This window comes from Micromonospora sp. NPDC048842 (assembly GCF_040649935.1).
Lineage (GTDB): Bacteria > Actinomycetota > Actinomycetes > Mycobacteriales > Micromonosporaceae > Micromonospora > Micromonospora hortensis.
This window is the reverse complement of sequence record NZ_JBEZGK010000035.1, coordinates 1-15,640: the sequence shown is the minus strand read 5'-3', so window position 1 is coordinate 15,640 and position 15,640 is coordinate 1. Positions and strand designations below refer to the sequence as shown.

At 70.5% G+C, this 15,640-nt stretch carries 14 protein-coding genes; 3 read left to right on the top strand and 11 right to left on the bottom strand.

All coding sequences use genetic code 11. The annotated features are described in order from the left end of the window. Positions 1 to 52 precede the first annotated feature (52 nt). The 7 genes from AB0C19_RS31020 to AB0C19_RS30990 all read right to left on the bottom strand — a co-directional run bounded on the left by AB0C19_RS31020 (position 53) and on the right by AB0C19_RS30990 (position 7,287). Positions 53 to 883 (bottom strand): carbohydrate ABC transporter permease, encoded by an 831-nt coding sequence (locus AB0C19_RS31020; RefSeq protein WP_238678492.1) that lies wholly within the window; start codon positions 881 to 883, stop codon positions 53 to 55. Then, the gene (locus AB0C19_RS31015) at positions 880 to 1,866 is read right to left on the bottom strand and encodes a sugar ABC transporter permease (RefSeq protein ID WP_357191055.1); all 987 of its coding nucleotides are present in this window, start codon (positions 1,864 to 1,866) and stop codon (positions 880 to 882) included. Before AB0C19_RS31015 ends, AB0C19_RS31020 begins: the two co-directional genes overlap by 4 nt. After that, the gene (locus tag AB0C19_RS31010; RefSeq protein WP_357191053.1) at positions 1,863 to 3,149 is read right to left on the bottom strand and encodes a sugar ABC transporter substrate-binding protein; all 1,287 of its coding nucleotides are present in this window, start codon (positions 3,147 to 3,149) and stop codon (positions 1,863 to 1,865) included. The genes AB0C19_RS31015 and AB0C19_RS31010 overlap by 4 nt, the downstream gene beginning before the upstream one ends. 251 nt (positions 3,150 to 3,400) lie before the next feature. Next, positions 3,401 to 3,685, bottom strand: a complete 285-nt coding sequence (locus tag AB0C19_RS31005) for a GlsB/YeaQ/YmgE family stress response membrane protein (RefSeq protein WP_203122726.1) — start codon at positions 3,683 to 3,685, stop codon at positions 3,401 to 3,403. Positions 3,686 to 4,102: 417 nt separating this feature from the next. Continuing rightward, a complete protein-coding gene (locus AB0C19_RS31000; RefSeq protein WP_091409827.1) occupies positions 4,103 to 4,387 on the bottom strand; it encodes a GlsB/YeaQ/YmgE family stress response membrane protein in 285 nt (94 codons plus the stop codon). A gap of 369 nt (positions 4,388 to 4,756) precedes the next feature. Continuing rightward, positions 4,757 to 6,634 (bottom strand): translation elongation factor 4, encoded by a 1,878-nt coding sequence (gene lepA / locus AB0C19_RS30995; RefSeq protein WP_357191050.1) that lies wholly within the window; start codon positions 6,632 to 6,634, stop codon positions 4,757 to 4,759. A gap of 116 nt (positions 6,635 to 6,750) precedes the next feature. Further along, a complete protein-coding gene (locus AB0C19_RS30990; RefSeq protein ID WP_357191047.1) occupies positions 6,751 to 7,287 on the bottom strand; it encodes a DUF4240 domain-containing protein in 537 nt (178 codons plus the stop codon). A 61-nt stretch (positions 7,288 to 7,348) separates the two neighbouring features. Between AB0C19_RS30990 and AB0C19_RS30985 the strand changes: the two genes are divergently transcribed. Both AB0C19_RS30985 and rpsT read left to right on the top strand, forming a co-directional pair. Then, positions 7,349 to 8,335, top strand: coding sequence for a phosphotransferase (locus tag AB0C19_RS30985; protein ID WP_357191045.1), 987 nt, complete (start codon positions 7,349 to 7,351; stop codon positions 8,333 to 8,335). 253 nt (positions 8,336 to 8,588) lie between these two features. Then, complete coding sequence (gene rpsT, locus AB0C19_RS30980; RefSeq protein WP_030491765.1) at positions 8,589 to 8,855, top strand: 30S ribosomal protein S20; 267 nt, start codon at positions 8,589 to 8,591, stop codon at positions 8,853 to 8,855. A 181-nt stretch (positions 8,856 to 9,036) separates the two neighbouring features. On the opposite strand, the gene AB0C19_RS30975 is transcribed toward rpsT, so the two are convergent. The 4 genes from AB0C19_RS30975 to AB0C19_RS30960 all read right to left on the bottom strand — a co-directional run bounded on the left by AB0C19_RS30975 (position 9,037) and on the right by AB0C19_RS30960 (position 14,275). Further along, the gene (locus AB0C19_RS30975) at positions 9,037 to 9,459 is read right to left on the bottom strand and encodes a hypothetical protein (RefSeq protein ID WP_091409841.1); all 423 of its coding nucleotides are present in this window, start codon (positions 9,457 to 9,459) and stop codon (positions 9,037 to 9,039) included. Beyond that, on the bottom strand, positions 9,456 to 10,436 hold the full coding sequence (gene holA / locus AB0C19_RS30970; protein WP_357191042.1) for a DNA polymerase III subunit delta: 981 nt from the start codon (positions 10,434 to 10,436) through the stop codon (positions 9,456 to 9,458). Before holA ends, AB0C19_RS30975 begins: the two co-directional genes overlap by 4 nt. 534 nt (positions 10,437 to 10,970) lie before the next feature. Continuing rightward, positions 10,971 to 13,370 (bottom strand): ComEC/Rec2 family competence protein, encoded by a 2,400-nt coding sequence (locus AB0C19_RS30965; protein ID WP_357191141.1) that lies wholly within the window; start codon positions 13,368 to 13,370, stop codon positions 10,971 to 10,973. Between the two features lie 56 nt (positions 13,371 to 13,426). Then, a complete protein-coding gene (locus tag AB0C19_RS30960; protein WP_357191039.1) occupies positions 13,427 to 14,275 on the bottom strand; it encodes a ComEA family DNA-binding protein in 849 nt (282 codons plus the stop codon). A gap of 187 nt (positions 14,276 to 14,462) precedes the next feature. Here AB0C19_RS30960 and hemC point away from each other — a divergent pair, with 187 nt between their 5' ends. Next, entirely contained in the window at positions 14,463 to 15,398 is a 936-nt protein-coding gene (gene hemC / locus AB0C19_RS30955) for a hydroxymethylbilane synthase (protein WP_357191037.1), read from the top strand. Positions 15,399 to 15,640 lie beyond the last annotated feature (242 nt).

The following is a 15,640-nucleotide window of genomic DNA, read 5'->3' as shown; positions in this document are numbered from 1 at the left end:
GGGGGTCGACATCCCGCACGTAGGCCGACGTCGGCCTCGGGCTGACGCGGGGTCAGCCCTTGACGGCGCCGGCCACCAGGCCGGAGACCATCCGACGCTGCACCAGCAGGAAGAAGATGATGACCGGCAGGGTGAACAGGGTCGACGCGGCCATCACCGGCCCCCAGTTGGTGTCGTCCCGACCGAAGAAGAAGGTCATCGCCACCGGAAGCGTGTAGCTGCCCTGGTCGTTGATGAAGGTCAGCGCGAAGATCAGCTCGTTCCAGGCGGTGATGAAGGAGAAGATGCTGGTGGCCACCAGGCCGGGCGCGACCAGCGGGAAGAGCACCCGGCGGAAGATCTGGGCCCGGCTGGCTCCGTCGATCGCCGCCGCCTCCTCCAACTCCTTCGGCACCGCGGCGACGAAGCCGCGCAGCATCCAGACCGCGAACGGCAGCGAGAAGCCAAGGTACGTGAGGATCAGGCTGGGCAGGGTGTTGTAGAGCCCGAGCCGCTGGATCATCAGGAACAGCGGGATGACCAACGCCTCCAGCGGGATCATCTGCACCACCAGCAGCATGATCAGGAAGCTGGTCCGCAGCTTGAAGCGGAACCGGGCCACAGCGGTCGCGGCGAGCAACGCCACCAGACCGCTGAGCACCACGGTCGAGACAGCTACCAACGCACTGTTGAGGAAGAAGTCGAGGAAGCTGACGCCGGGGATCAGGTTGCCGGTCAGGATCTCCCGATAGTGCGCCAACGTCGGATGAGTCGGCACCGGCTGCGGGGTGGCTGAGAAGATCTCGTTGCTCGGCTTCAGCGAGGTGGAGATCATCCAGTAGACCGGGAACGCCGCGAAGAGCGCGACCAGCAGCCCGGCGCCGTTGAGGGCGATTTTCTTCACGACTCGTCCTCCTGCCTGAGCACCATCCGTACGTAGAAGCCGGTGACCACGAGCAGGATCAGCGTGAGGATGACCGCGATGGCCGCGCCGAGCCCGTACTTGGGCGGCGGGGAGAAGGCTTCGGCGTACGAGTAGATGGCGAGCATGAACGTCGGCCGGTCCTGGGTGCCGCCGGCCAGCACGAACTGCTGGGTGAAGACCTTGAAGTCCCAGATCGTGGAGAGCACGATCAGGATCCCGAAGACCGGGCGCAGCAACGGGAAAGTGATCTTCCAGAAGACCCGCCACGGGCTGGCGCCGTCCACCCGGGCCGCCTCGTGCAGCTCACTCGGCACGCTCTTCAGACCGGCCAGCACGCTCACCGCGATGAACGGGAACGAGTGCCAGACCACCACCAGGGTGAGGATGGCGAAGAAGAGCAGTGGCGAGTTGAACCAGCCGTAGCCGGTCCAGTCGCTGCGCCCGAACAGGCTGTTCGAGAGACCGTCCGGCAACGCGTTGAACAACCACGTCACGAGGCCGCTCGTGTCATCGAAGATCCACTTCCAGACGATGGTGCCGGTCAGCGCCGGCGTCGCCCAGGCGAGCATCACGCAGCTGGCCACGAACGTCGCCATCTTGCGACCGAGCCGGTTGAGCAGCAGCCCCACCAGGGTGCCGAGCACCATGGTGAGCAGCACGTTGGCCGCGGCGAACAGAACCGTGTTGCGCAGCACGGTCAGGAAGAACGGGTCGGAGAGGATGTCGACGTAGTTGCCGAACCCCACCCACGGCCACTCCCGATCGCCGCGCAGTTGCCGGACGCTGTTCAGCCGGTAGAAGGACATCACCACCACCTGGCCGAGCGGCCAGAGCAGCAGCACCCCGATGATCAGCAGAGCGGGCAGGAGCAGCAGGTAGGGCAGGCGGTCCACCCGGCGAGGCCGCCGCGCGGGGGTCTCCCGCGCAGCGGCCGTCTCCGGGTTTTTGGTCTGTGAGCTCACTTGCTGTTCAAAATGCCTTCCATCTCACCGGCCGCGTCGGCGGTAGCCTTCTCGACCGTCTTCTGACCCTTCATGACCGAGCTGTTCATCGCCTGGGTCACCGTCTTCGTCCGGCTGACCTCCACCCACTTCGGGGTGAGCGGCGTGAGCTTGGTGTTCTGCATCGTGGTGGCGAACGACGCCATCACCTTGTCGTTCGCGTACGCGTCACCGGAGACCAGGTCCTTGTAAACCGGGAAGAAGCCGAGGCTGCTCGCGAAGCTCTGTGCGTTCTTCTTGTTCAGCAGCACGGTCAGGTAGTCCCAGGCCAGGTCCTGCCGCTCGCTGTCCTTCCAGATCGCCACGTCCGAGCCGCCCGCGAAACCGGGCGCCGCCTTGCCATCCGGGCCGGGGATCGGGAACGTGCCCCAGACCTTCTCGATCTCGGGGTTGTCCTTCTTGATGGCGCCCTGCTGCCAGCTGCCGGCGAAGGCCATCGCGGCCTTGCCGGTGGCGAACTGGGTACGCGCGTCGATCTCGTTCCAACCCGCCGCCGCCGGCGGGGCGACCTTGTGCACTGTCACCAGGTCGGTCCAGAACTTGACGGCCCGCTGCGCCTCCGGCGTGGTGTAGCCGGACTTCCAGGTGCCGCCCTGGTTGCTGGCGATCTCGCCGCCGGCACCCCAGAGGAAGGAGTAGAAGGGCAGCTCGGAGTTTCCGGGCAGCGCGATGCCGTAGGTGCCCTTCTTCTTCGCCTGTACGGCCTTGGCCACTGTGACCAGCTCGTCCCAGTTCTTCGGGGGCTGCACGCCGGCCTCGGCGAACCAGTCGGTGCGGTAGTAGATGGCGCGCACACCGGCGTACCAGGGCACGCCGTACTGCTTGCCGTCGAGCTGAGCGTTGCGCACCAGGTCGGGCAGCAGATCCTTGCCGTCGGCCCAGCCGCCCATCCGACCACTCACGTCGGCGAGCGCCTCCTGGGCGGCCCAACCCTGAGTCTCGGTGTTGCCCAGCTCGGTGATGTCCGGCCCCTCACCGCCGGCGAGCGCCGCCTGGAACTTCTTGGGCGCCTCCAGCCAGGGGATGTACTGCACGACCACATCGGTGTCGGGGTGCTTCTGGCGGAACTCGGCCTCGACCCCGTCGAGGAAGGAGTTCTGCGCGTCCCCGCCCTCGCCCATCATCCAGACCGTGAGCTTGCTGTCGTCGGCCGCATCGTCGCTGGAGCCCCCACAGCCGGTCAGCACCATCGCGGCCGAGGCCACTATGGCGGTGACCGGGGCCAGCCGCTTCCACCTGTTCACGCCACTTCTCCCCTCGCGCCGCTTGGAACTAACCTTCTCCGCCGCACCCTAGTACGGAGAATTCCTTTACGACAGTGGGCGGGACTGGCCGAAGCGTGGCGACCGTACCGCAGCGGCCCGACGACCGGCACTCCAACATCCGGCCAAAGTCGGGCCTACCAGCACGAAAGAGCGCCCGGCTCTCGGCCGGGCGCCCTTTCCAGTCGTGCTGTTCCAGCAGTGGTGCTGTGTCGCCAGATGATGCCGGGTCGTTATCGGGTGACGCTGCGGCGGCGACCCACACCGGCCACCAGCGCGACAGCGATCGCGGCCACCACGACCTGCACCAGCAGCTCGCCCCAGTCGATGCCGCTCGTCTCGGTCGCGATGCCGATGGCCCGCGCCAGGACGGTGCCCAGCAGCGCGGCGCCGACACCGATCAGCAGGTGCAGCCAGATCGGCATGTTCTGCCGACCCGGGACGACCAGGCGGCCGAGCGCGCCGACGATGAGACCAACAACGATCGCAGTGATGATGCCCCACACGGTGAGCTCCACGGCCACCCTCCTTCAAGAATGTCTGACACACGGTTCGTGTGCTTCCTGTCGTGACCGTTAATTGCCCTACCCACCGAAAATCCAAACCGACTTCACTCACCAAACGATCACGACTTGGCCGACAGGGACACGTTCCACAGCGCTCCCACCAGCCGCCGGGCCGCCGGGCCGCCGAGCCGCCGAGCCGCCGAGCCGTCGGCGCATGATCAACACGAGGTCATTGAATCCGCGGCATTGGACCGACCGGGACACCGCGACATCACCAAAACCGAGTCGATCACTGGGTTCCAGCCCGCCGGGAACGTCGAGCAGGACGCGGCGACGGCCCTCGCGGCGGGCATAACACCGATGGGCGCCCGACCTGTCGGTCGGACGCCCATCGGAGGTGTCGCGGTGGTACGAGTTGGTGCTGTGGTGTTACCGGGTCACGCGGCGGCGGCCACCCACACCGGCCACCAGCGCGACAGCGATCGCGGCCACCACGACCTGCACCAGCAGCTCGCCCCAGTCGATGCCGCTCGTCTCGGTCGCGATGCCGATGGCCCGCGCCAGGACGGTGCCCAGCAGGGCCGCGCCGATACCGATCAGCATGTGCAGCCAGATCGGCATGTTCTGCCGGCCCGGGACGACCAGCCGGCCGAGCGCGCCGACGATGAGACCGACAACGATCGCAGTGATGATGCCCCACACGGTGAACTCCACGGTCGCCCTCCTTCAAAGAATGTGTGACACACGAGGTGTGTGCTTCCTGTCGTGACGGCTAAGTGCCCGAGCCACCGAAAGCCCAAACCGACTCACCTCAATCGACAACGCCACTCGTCAATGTTTTCGAGGTGCGTCGGTTGGCGCGTAAGTACGTCCACACAGGTAGGAGGCCATGTCGTCGACCCGCCGGCCCCAGCACAGCGACAGAAAATTTTCCGCGCCCGGCGGTCACACGCCCCACACGGGCGCGCTCGGCCGGCAGTCTCGGCGGCCCGCCAGACCCGACGGGGGGCAGTGCGGGCGAAGTGCGCGGAAACGCGACGCGCCCGGGTGCGGGTGGCACCCGGGCGCGTACGGCGGCGCGAACTACTTCTTGCCGGCGGCCTTGCCGTCGCCGGAGTCGGAGGAGAGGGCGGCGATGAAGGCCTCCTGCGGCACCTCGACCCGGCCGACCATCTTCATCCGCTTCTTGCCTTCCTTCTGCTTCTCCAGCAGCTTGCGCTTACGGCTGATGTCGCCGCCGTAGCACTTGGCGAGCACGTCCTTGCGGATCGCCCGGATGGTCTCCCGGGCGATGACCCGGCTGCCGATGGCCGCCTGGATGGGTACCTCGAACTGCTGGCGCGGGATCAGGGTGCGCAGCTTGGCGGCGATGGTGACGCCGTAGTTGTACGCCTTGTCCTTGTGCACGATGGCGCTGAACGCGTCCACCGGCTCGCCGTGCAGCAGGATGTCCACCTTCACCAGGTCGGACGCCTGCTCGGTGGTGGGCTCGTAGTCGAGCGAGGCGTAGCCCTTGGTACGGCTCTTCAGCTGGTCGAAGAAGTCGTAGATGATCTCCGCGAGGGGCAGCGTGTAGCGCAGCTCCACCCGGTCGGCGGAGAGGTAGTCCATGCCGAGCAGGTTGCCGCGACGGCCCTGGCAGAGCTCCATGACCGCGCCCACGTAGTCGTTGGGCGTCAACACTGTGGCCCGGACCACCGGCTCGTACACCTCGGCGATCTTGCCGGTGGGGTACTCGCTCGGGTTGGTGACGACGATCTCCTCGCCGTCGTCAGTGATCGCCCGGTAGACGACGTTCGGCGCGGTGGAGATCAGGTCGAGGTTGTACTCGCGCTCCAGCCGCTCCCGGATGATCTCCAGGTGAAGCAGGCCGAGGAAGCCGCAGCGGAAGCCGAACCCGAGCGCGCCGGAGGTCTCCGGCTCGTAGTCCAGGGCGGCGTCGTTGAGCTTGAGCTTGTCCAACGCCTCGCGCAGGTTGGGGTAGTCGGACCCGTCGATCGGGTAGAGGCCGGAGTAGACCATCGGCTTCGGGTCCTTGTAGCCACCCAACGCCTCGGCCGCCGGCCGAGTGTTGATGGTGACCGTGTCACCGACCCGGGACTGCCGGACGTCCTTCACACCGGTGATCAGGTAGCCGACCTCGCCGACGCCGAGCGCCTCAGCCTTGACCATCTCGGGTGAGATGACACCGATCTCCAGCAGCTCGTGCACAGCACCGGTGGACATCATCTTGATCCGGTCGCGGGCGCTGATCCGGCCGTCGATGACCCGGACGTACGTGACGACGCCGCGGTAGACGTCGTACACCGAATCGAAGATCATCGCCCGGGCGGGCGCCACCGCGTCACCGACCGGTGGGATGAACTGCCGGACGATCTCGTCGAGGAGGTACGGAACGCCCTCGCCGGTCTTGCCGGAGACCCGGATGCAGTCCGCGGGATCACCGCCGATCAGGTGGGCCAGCTCCTCGGCGTACTTCTCCGGCTGCGCGGCCGGCAGGTCGATCTTGTTGAGCACCGGGATGATGCGCAGGTCGTTCTCGAGAGCCAGGTAGAGGTTGGCCAGGGTCTGCGCCTCGATGCCCTGCGCGGCGTCGACAAGCAGCACGGCACCCTCGCAGGCAGCCAACGACCGCGACACCTCGTAGGTGAAGTCCACGTGCCCCGGGGTGTCGATCATGTTGAGCACCGCTTGCTCACCAGCCCGCTCACCCTCGCGGATGGTCCACGGCATGCGGACGGCCTGGCTCTTGATGGTGATGCCGCGCTCGCGCTCGATGTCCATCCGGTCCAGGTACTGCGCGCGCATCTGCCGCGGGTCGACCACACCGGTGAGCTGCAACATCCGGTCGGCCAGGGTCGACTTCCCGTGGTCGATGTGGGCGATGATGCCGAAGTTCCGGATGCGACCGGGGTCGGTGGCACCAGGGGCGTTCGCGCCGGGATCGAGCTTCGGTGGCACAGCGGTCCGTTCTGGTCGGCTGACGTGAACAGGCCGGCGCGCCGCCGACCCCCTCTATGTTCCCACGCCGCCGGGGTGCGCCCACTGCGCGGGCGATGGAACGGCCCGAGGACCCCTCACTCCATCGGCGGCTCGACGAAGAGCGCGGCCAGCCGGGGCAGCCGGCGACGCGCCTCGTCCTCGTCGTCGAAGTCCCAGAAGTCGTTGAGATCCGGCGTCCGCACCGGGTCGCGGTCCGCCGGCAGTTCGGTGGCGGTGGCCTTGCGGTACGCGTCCCAGGGCACCGAGAGCATCTGCTCGGCGGAGAACTCCTCGCCGCTGAGCGAGGCTGCCCGCACCTGGGGCAGTTCGGCCAGCGAGTCCGGTTCGGCGACCGCACCGGCGAAGACGGCCCGCCCCTGGGTCATCAGCCAGCCCCGGAAGTGTTCGAAGCCCTCAGCCGAGGCACCACCGTTGATCAGGTACGCCGCACCCCACAGATCCGCCTTGTGCGAGGCGGCCAGCACCCGCGTCTGGTGCCGCGCGTACCCGATGATGTCCTCCGGGTCGCGCTCCGCGAGCAACGCCACGGCCCGCGCGGCGACCGGGCCGGGTTCACCCCCGCCGCCGGCCCGCGCCTCGTCGATCAGCTTCCAGAAGTCCTCGGTCCTCATGGCTTGGCAGTCTGGCAGTGTCGCCGTGCGTCGCGCACGTACCCCGGGGCAGCATGGTGGGATGTCCCCTCCCCTGCTGCCGCCGGTGCCGTACCACGCGAGTGCCCTGCGCCCGTCGTGGCCGGCGTTGCCGGCGGCGCTGCGGACCGCGGTCGCCGACCGGCTCGGCGCGCCGGTGGTCACCGCCCGGATCGCGGGCGCGGGCTTCACCCGCGGGTTCGCCGCCGTGCTCGACACCGCCGACGGTGGTCAAGCCTTCGTCAAGGCCGCACCCGCCGCCGAGCAACCGCATCTGGTCGACTGGTACGCCCGGGAGGCAGCGATCCTCGACCGGCTGCCGGCCGACCTGCCGGCGCCCCGCCCCCGGTGGACCCTCTCCGCGGCCGGCTGGTTCGTGCTCTGCACCGACGCGGTCGACGGGCACACACCGCACCTGCCCTGGGTGCCCGCCGAGTTGGACGCCACCCTCGCCGGGTACGCGCGCATCGCCGCCGCCCTGGCCGACCCGCCGGCCGAGCTGACAGCGCTCGACCTGCCGCACCTGGCCGACCTGGCCCGGTCGGACATCCTCTGGTGGGAGGAGGTCGCCGCCGGTCGGGAACCGACCCCACCACTGCCCGCGCCGCTGGTGGGCCGGCTGCCCGAGCTGGTGGAGTTGGAGTCCCTCCTCCCCCGGTACGCCGTCGGCGCGACCGGCCTGATCCACGGCGACCTGCGGGTCGACAACGTGCTGATCGGCACGGACGGCCGAGCCTGGTTCTGCGACTGGACCTGGGTCTGCTCCGGGCCGGCCTGGTTCGACCTGGCCGGCCTGCTGCTCACCGCGTACGCCAGCGGGCTGGACGCGGACCGGCTCTTCGCCGCGCACCCGGCCGCCGCCGGCGCGCCAGCGGACGCGTTGGACGCGACACTGGCCGCGTTGGCCGGCTACTACCTGACCGGCGCGGCGGCGGCACCGCCGACGGCCTCGCCGCACCTGCCCGCCCACCAGCGGTGGAGCGGCGAGCAGTCGCTCGACTGGCTGGCCCGCCGCCAGGGCTGGCGGTGACGGCTGACCAGCCTGAAGCGGCCCGGACTCCCGGTCACGCGTACCGGCCTGCCGCCAGGGCCGGCGGTGGGCCGCCGCCGTGTTCGAGGGCGTAACCTGGTCCCCGACGGGCCGGGTCCGTCCGCGCGAAGGCCGAGCCGTTTTGGCTCGTCCCGGGCGACCTGGTAACCTGGCTCTTCGCGCAGCGATGACGCACGTTCGTCATCACGCGCAATAAGCTGACCAACCCGAGCTATCAAGACGAGGCTGTCGCGTGGCGAACATCAAGTCCCAGATCAAGCGCAACCGGCAGAACGAGAAGGCCCGGCTGCGCAACAAGTCGGTCAAGTCGTCGCTGAAGACCGCCGTCCGGAAGTTCCACGAGGCTGCCGAGGCCGGTGACGTCGAGAAGGCGACCGCGCTCATGCTGGACGCCTCGCGCAAGCTGGACAAGGCCGTCAGCAAGGGCGTGATCCACTCCAACCAGGCCGCGAACCGCAAGTCCGCGATCGCGAAGCGCGTGGTGTCGCTCTCCGCCTGACGACTTAACCGTCAGACTGATTCGGAAAACCCCGGGCCCCAGGCCCGGGGTTTCCGTGTGTCCAGAGGCCGGCCGTGTTCATCCGGGCGGCCGTTCTCTGCGGGCCGGCCGTTCTGTGCGGGATGCGGGCAGCGTTTCTCCCGCCGGCCGTCCCTGGGCGTGGGCTCTGACGGGTCGGCGGTCAGTCTGAGGGGTTGGCCCGTCGGGGCGGTGGCACCGGATCGGCGGTGATCACCACGCCGGGAACGCTGTGCGAGACCCACTCCACCCGGGCTCGGCCGACCACCGGTTCCATCTGCCGGCGAAACCGGTCCCGCTCCTGCTCGGGCACGAGCGCGGCGGAGCGGACCACGATCGCGGCCACCATGTCGTTGAGCTTCACCATGGCGGCCACCACGACCGGCAGCACCAGCACCGCCCACCAGCTGACCAGCTCGGCGAGGGCGAGCAGCACCGCCAGAGCGATGGCACCCTCGAAAAAGAGGAAGCACAGCACGCCGCCGGGGTTGACGAACCGCAGGCCGAGCAGCCGGGCGTAGAGCGGCCGGTAGCGCTCCTCGTCCACGGGAATGGTGGCCCACGCTGGGCGGTTCGCCCCCGTCACCTGGTGCTGCCCTGCCGGGCCGCCGCGACCGAGAAGACCGCACGCTCCAGGGCGTACGCCCTGTCGTCGGAGCCGCCCTTGACGGCCGCGTTGCACTCGGCGGCGACCTGCATGGCCCGGACCAGGCCCTCCGGCGTCCAGCCCCGCCCCTGCCGCTGCGCCCGCTCGATCTTCCAGGCGGGCATTCCGAGGCTGCTGGCGAGCTGGTACGCGCTACCCCGCCCGGCCGACGCCACCCGGGCCACAGTGCGTACCCCGTCGGCCAGGGCGTCGGCGATGGGCACCGGGTCGACCCCGACGTGCAGGGCCCAGCGCAGTGCCTCCAGCGCCGCCGGCACGTCGCCGACCATTGTGGCGTCCGCCACCGTGAAGCCGGTCACCTCGACCCGGCCCCGGTAGTAACGGGAGACCGTCTCGGCGCTGATTCGCCCATCGGTGTCGGCGACCAGTTGGGAACAGGCGGCGGCCAGCTCACGCAGGTCGTTGCCGACCGCCGCGATGAGCGCCTCGGCGGCGTCGTCGGTGCACTTTCCGCCGGCCCGGCGGATCTCGTCGCGGACGAAGGCCACCCGGTCGCGGTGCCCCTTGAGCTTGGCGGCCGGGACGACAGTCGCGCCGGCCGCCCGCAGACCGTCGGCGAACGCCTTGCCCTTGGCACCGCCCAGGTGCAGCACCAGCAGCTGGACCTCCGGGTCGGGATTCTTCGCGTACGCCAACAGCGCGGCGACCAGGTCCTTGCGGGCGTCCTGGCCGGAACGCAGGATCAACAGCCGCCGCCCGCCGAACAGCGAGGGGCTGAGCATCTCGGCGATCTCGCCGACGGTGAGCGCGCTGGCCTGGTACTCGCGGACGTCCACCTCGGGGTCGACACTGCGAACCTTCGCGACAGCTTCGGTGACCGCGCGCGTGGCGAGCAGTTCCTCGTCACCGAGGACGAGCAGAATGGGGGCGAGGCTGGCGGGGGTCACGCCGCCCATATTCGCACGGCCTGCGGCGGGATCGTGCCTGCTCATTCGCTGCTTGATCGGCGCAGCCCGCACACAGCGCAAATCCAGACATCCAACTCAATTCCCCGCTTAATCCGCAAGTCGCCCGCGCCTCATGACCCACGCCGCAGCGTCCGCGATCTCCCCGATCTTGCACTTTCGGTCGCCCATACGCCTGGAATGCCCTCCATGCCGCGACAGCAACTGCAAGATCGCGGGCGGGGTCGGGGGTTACCTGTCGATCATGGAGTTGTGGTGCCTGTTTTGCGCCTTAAGGTGGCCTTTGTCGCCCACCATAAGTCCATGATCGACGGGGCAGTGTGGGATTGACGAACAGCAGTCTGTCTTACGCAACGGCGTTCCTACTTGCTACATGCGCCATCAGGAGACCGCGGTGTCGGACCACGGTGATACGCCGGGTTCAGCGGAACCGAGTCGATCAGTGACCGAGAACAGCCAGCGCAGGTCAGAGCCGTCCGCGCAGGTCAGAGCCGTCCGCGCGGGTCAGGGCCGTCCGCCCGCGGGTCAGGGCTGCCGGCCTGCGGGCACACCTCGCCGGGCTACCGCCAGACCGTCGCCCGTTCGGACCGCCGCCACGTCGCCATCCGTGTCGGTGCGCAGCACCCGCACCCCGCCCCTGCCCAGTTGGGCGAGTAGCGCCGGACTCGGGTGCCCGTAGGTGTTGCCCGTGCCCACCGGCACGAGCGCCACCGTCGGCCGCACCGCGTCGAGGAACCCCGGATCCTGATACGCCGACCCGTGGTGCGCGACCTTCAACACGTCCGCCCGTAACTGGCCGGGGGCCGCCCGCGCCAGCAGCGCGTGCTGCTCCTCGGTCTCCGCGTCGCCGGCTAACAGGATCCGTACCCCGGCCACCGTGGCGCGCAGCACCAGCGAGTTGTTGTTCGGATCGGACCTGGTCCCGGCCAGCGGGTACGGCGGGCCGAGCACCAGCAGGTCGACCTCGCCCACGGGGTGGCGAGCGCCAGCCACCGTGGTGAGCAGCGCGGCCCGCCCCCCGGTGGCCGCCGCTCGAACCAGGTCCCGGCCGCTCTCCGGGTCGGTGGACGACGGCGTCAACACGGCACCCACCCGCCGTCCCCGGAACACCCCGGCCACCCCGCCCACGTGGTCCGCGTGAAAGTGACTGATCACCAGCAGGGGCACCTCCCGTACGCCGAGCCGACGTAGGCAGCCGTCCACCGCACCCGGTTCCGGCCCGGCGTCCACCACCACGGCCCGGCCGGGGTCGACCGGGAGCACCAGGGCGTCGCCCTGCCCCACCGCGCAGGCCACCACCACCCACCCGGCGGGCGGCCAGCCGGCAGCCACCAGCCGGACCGGCAGGGCACCCAACACGGCGGCGACCCCGACCACCGCCACCAGCCGGCGTACGAGTGGCCGGCGAACAGCGATCAGCAGCGCGACGGTCAGCCCGGTCAGCAGCAGGGCACCGGGCACCCCGCCCGGCCACGGCAGGGTGCCACCTGGCAGTCGAGCACCGTGGCGGGCGATGACCACCAGCCACCAGGCCGGCCAACTCGCCAGCCACGCGACGAACTCGGCGCCGGCTGGCCAGATCGGCGAGACCATGGCCGCCAGCACGCCCAGCACTGTCGCAGGCGCGATGGCCGGCACCGCCAGCAGGTTTGCCGGCACCGCCACCAGGCTCACAGTGCCGGAGATCCCGGCGACGACCGGGCCGCAGGCGAGTTGGGCGGCCGCCGGCACGGCCAGCGCCTCGGCCAGCCCTGGCGGGACGCCTCGCCGACGCAATCCGTCCCGCCAGCGCGGCGCCAGCAGCAGCAGGCCACCGGTGGCCAGCACGGAGAGGGCGAACCCGGGGTCCCCGGCCAACTCGGGGTCGACGAGCACCAGCACTGTCACGGCGGCGGCCAGCGCGGGCAGCGCCGCCCGAGGTCGACCGGCGGCGAGCGCGGCGAGCCCGATCGCTCCCATCGTGGCGGCCCGTACGACGCTCGGTGACGGGCGGACCAGGATGACGAACCCCACCAGCGCCACCGCACACAGCGCCGCGGCGAGCCACGGGCCGGCACGCGACCAGCGGGCCAGTAACAGCACCGCACCCACCACGATCGCGACGTTGGAGCCGGAGACCGCGTTGAGATGTGTCATCCCGGTGGCCTGGAAGTCCGCCTCGACGGCGGGTGGAAGTCGGCTGGTATCACCCACCACCAGACCGGGCAGCAGCCCGCCGGGGTCGTCGGGCAGCGGCGCGCAGGCCCGTTGCAGGCCGGTACGCAGCGTCCCGGCGGCGCGCTGCGCCCAGGACGGCGCGCCGTGCCGCTCCGGTGGACCGTTGGTGCTGAGCACCGCCGCGGTGAGGTCGCCGCCCCGCGGAACGCCGAGCCGGCCGTCGACGGTGAGGCGCTGCCCGGGTAACAGCCCCCGCCACGCCGGGTCGGTCGCCAGGACGAGCAGCCGCACCGATGCGTGGATCCGTCGACCATCCGGGCCGGTGAGCCGGACCAGCTCGGACGACACCAGCAGCATCCCCGGCCGCCCGGCGCTCCGGATCGGGCGCGGATCGTCCCGGACGACCAGGTCGGCGGTGATCGGAGCGCGTTGCTCGGCGAGGGCACGGATCGCCGGCGCGTCGCGGACGGCGAGCTGGGCGGCGGTAGCCGCACCACCGCAGACCACACCGAGGCCGACCGCCACGGCGACCCACCCGTAGCGCCGCACCACGGCTCGGGGACTGCCGAGGCGGCCGAGCAGGTGCACGGCACCAATTGCCGTCAGCCCGGCTGCCGTACCCGTCACCAGCAGCGTGGTGCGGCTGCCGAGGTGCAGGCCGGCGAGCGCCGTCAGCCAGGCCGCCACCGCGAGCCCAGCCAGTCGCAGATCCGGCGGCTCGGGCCGGGCCCGGCCAACCAGTGGCGTGCTCTGAGCCGGCCCGGCCAGCGGCTCGGGCTGAGCCCTACCGGCCGGCGAAGGGCCAGCGGCGACGGAGGACTCGCTCACACCGTCACCAGATCCTTGAGCTGCTCGTAACGGGCATCACCGATCCCGTCGACCTGGCGTAGGTCGCCGACGGACTTGAACCCGCCGTGCTGGTCTCGATGGGTGAGGATTCGTTGGGCGAGCACCGGCCCCACCCCGGGCAGCGCGTCGAGCTGCGCCAGCGTCGCGGTGTTGAGGTTCAGCGGCCCGGTGGCGGGTGCCGCGCCGCCCGCCGCAGGCCCGGCCGCGCCGCCCGGCACCGGCGGTGGCGGTGGCGGTGGCGTCACCCCGACCACGATCAGCTCGCCGTCGGTGACCTTGCGGGCGGGGTTGAGCAGCGCCACGTCGACCCCCGGGAGCGCGCCGCCGGCCGCCTGCACCGCGTCGGCGAGCCGGGACCCGGCCGGCAGGCGTACCAGACCGGGTTTTCGGACCTTGCCCGCGACCGCCACCACCACCTCGGCGGAGCTGGACACGCTCGGGTCACCCGCCGGCGCGGCCGACGCGGCGTCGCTGGCCAGCGGGGCGACCGGCTCCGACTGCGGCCGGGCCTGCCAGGCCCAACCTGCCGCGCCCACTACCACCACCACGGCGACCACCGCCAACGCCCGCACACCGCGCCGCCCAGGGTCGAACGCACCGGGGCCGGGCAGCCGCGACTCGGACGGGACCGCAAGGCCGTCCGATGTCGGCTCCGCGACCAGCGCGGCGGGCTGGGAGGGCAGCACGTCCGCCGGCAGCGCGCCGACCAGGGACGACGGGGGTACGCCCGCGAGCGGCACCTCCGGCCGGGGCGGTGGCACGACGGCCGTCTCCGTCAGCCGGCGCAGGCGCTGGCGTACCTCTGTCTCCTCGTCGTGCGACACAGCGCGACGCTATGGCGGCGGCCGGGACGGTGGTGGGTGACGACGTCGTCCTGTGGACAACCACCGCCACTGTGGACGAAGCCCTGATCATGCTCTGATCTGCTATGTGGGCGTCAAGTTACGGCGCGCGGCCTGGGCGGCCGGTCTGGTCGCGGACGCCCACAGCGAGCGGACTACCCTCGCCGGTATGTCCGACTCCCGCCTGCTGCGCATCGGCACCCGCAACTCTCCGATGGCTCTCGCCCAGGTCGAGCGGGTCCGCGCGATGCTCGCCGATCGGCACCCAGAGGTCACAGTGGACGTGCTGTCGATGTCGACAAGCGGGGACCGCTGGCACGGTGACCTGGCTGCCCTGGGCGGCAAGGGGGCGTTCACCAAGGAGGTGGACGCGGCCCTGATCGCCGGGGATGTGGACCTGGTTGTGCACTGCGTCAAGGACGTCCCCGGAGACCGGCCGGCACCGGCCGGCACGGTGATGGCCGCCTACCTGGCCCGTGACGATGTCCGGGACTGCCTCGTGCACCCGGGCGGGCTGCGGATCGACCAACTGCCCTCCGGTACCCGGATCGGCACCTCCGCCGTCCGGCGGGTGGCGCAGCTGGCGCTGCACTGGCCGAGCCTGGTGCCGGTGGCCATCCGGGGCAACGCGAACAGCAGGCTCGCCAAACTCGACGCCGGGGACAGGTACGACGCACTGCTGCTCGCGGTCTCCGGGCTGGAACGGATCGGGCAGGCCGCCCGCATCACCCACCCGATCGGCGTCGACACGATGGTCCCGGCCGTCGGCTCCGGCACCCTGGTCCTGCAGTGCCGGGAGGACGACATGAGCACCCGCGACCTGGCAGTCAGCCTCGGCGACCCACGGGCCTGGCGGGAGACCGTGGCGGAACGGACCATGCTGCGGATCCTGGAGGGGAACTGTCACTCCCCCATCGCTGCGCTTGCCCGCACCGAATCCGACGGACGCCTCGGCCTACGGGCGAGGGTGATCAGCGTTGACGGTAAGACAGTGCTCGACGTACACGAATGGGCGGCGGATCCGATCACCCTCGGGACCTCCGTCGCCGCCGACCTGCTCCAGCAGGGCGCTCGTGACCTCCTCGACCCGCCCGCGCACGCCTGACAGGTCGACGGTTTCTACCGCCGGGCCGTCTACGTTCGCGCCTGGGGATCCGGCGGCAAGAACGGCCAGAAACTCGAAGCGGATCTGCCGCCTTGTCTCGATCACGGTCAGCAGGGGCAGGGCGTGTTCGTCGCCGACAGCTAGAAGCAACGCCGTTCAGTTAAGCGGTTGGGCGGATCGTCAAGGCGTGTCTGAGGCGTAAAGCAGCGGAGCTCCGGTATAGAGGGTGGTCACTCTAAGAC

Bases quoted from the DNA above. Each gene is read 5' to 3' on its own strand.
- AB0C19_RS30985 (WP_357191045.1), top strand. From the start codon at position 7,349: ATGTCCCCTCCCCTGCTGCCGCCGGTGCCGTACCACGCGAGTGCCCTG.
- hemC (WP_357191037.1), top strand. From the start codon at position 14,463: ATGTCCGACTCCCGCCTGCTGCGCATCGGCACCCGCAACTCTCCGATG.
- AB0C19_RS30990 (WP_357191047.1), bottom strand. From the start codon at position 7,287: ATGAGGACCGAGGACTTCTGGAAGCTGATCGACGAGGCGCGGGCCGGC.
- holA (WP_357191042.1), bottom strand. From the start codon at position 10,436: ATGGGCGGCGTGACCCCCGCCAGCCTCGCCCCCATTCTGCTCGTCCTC.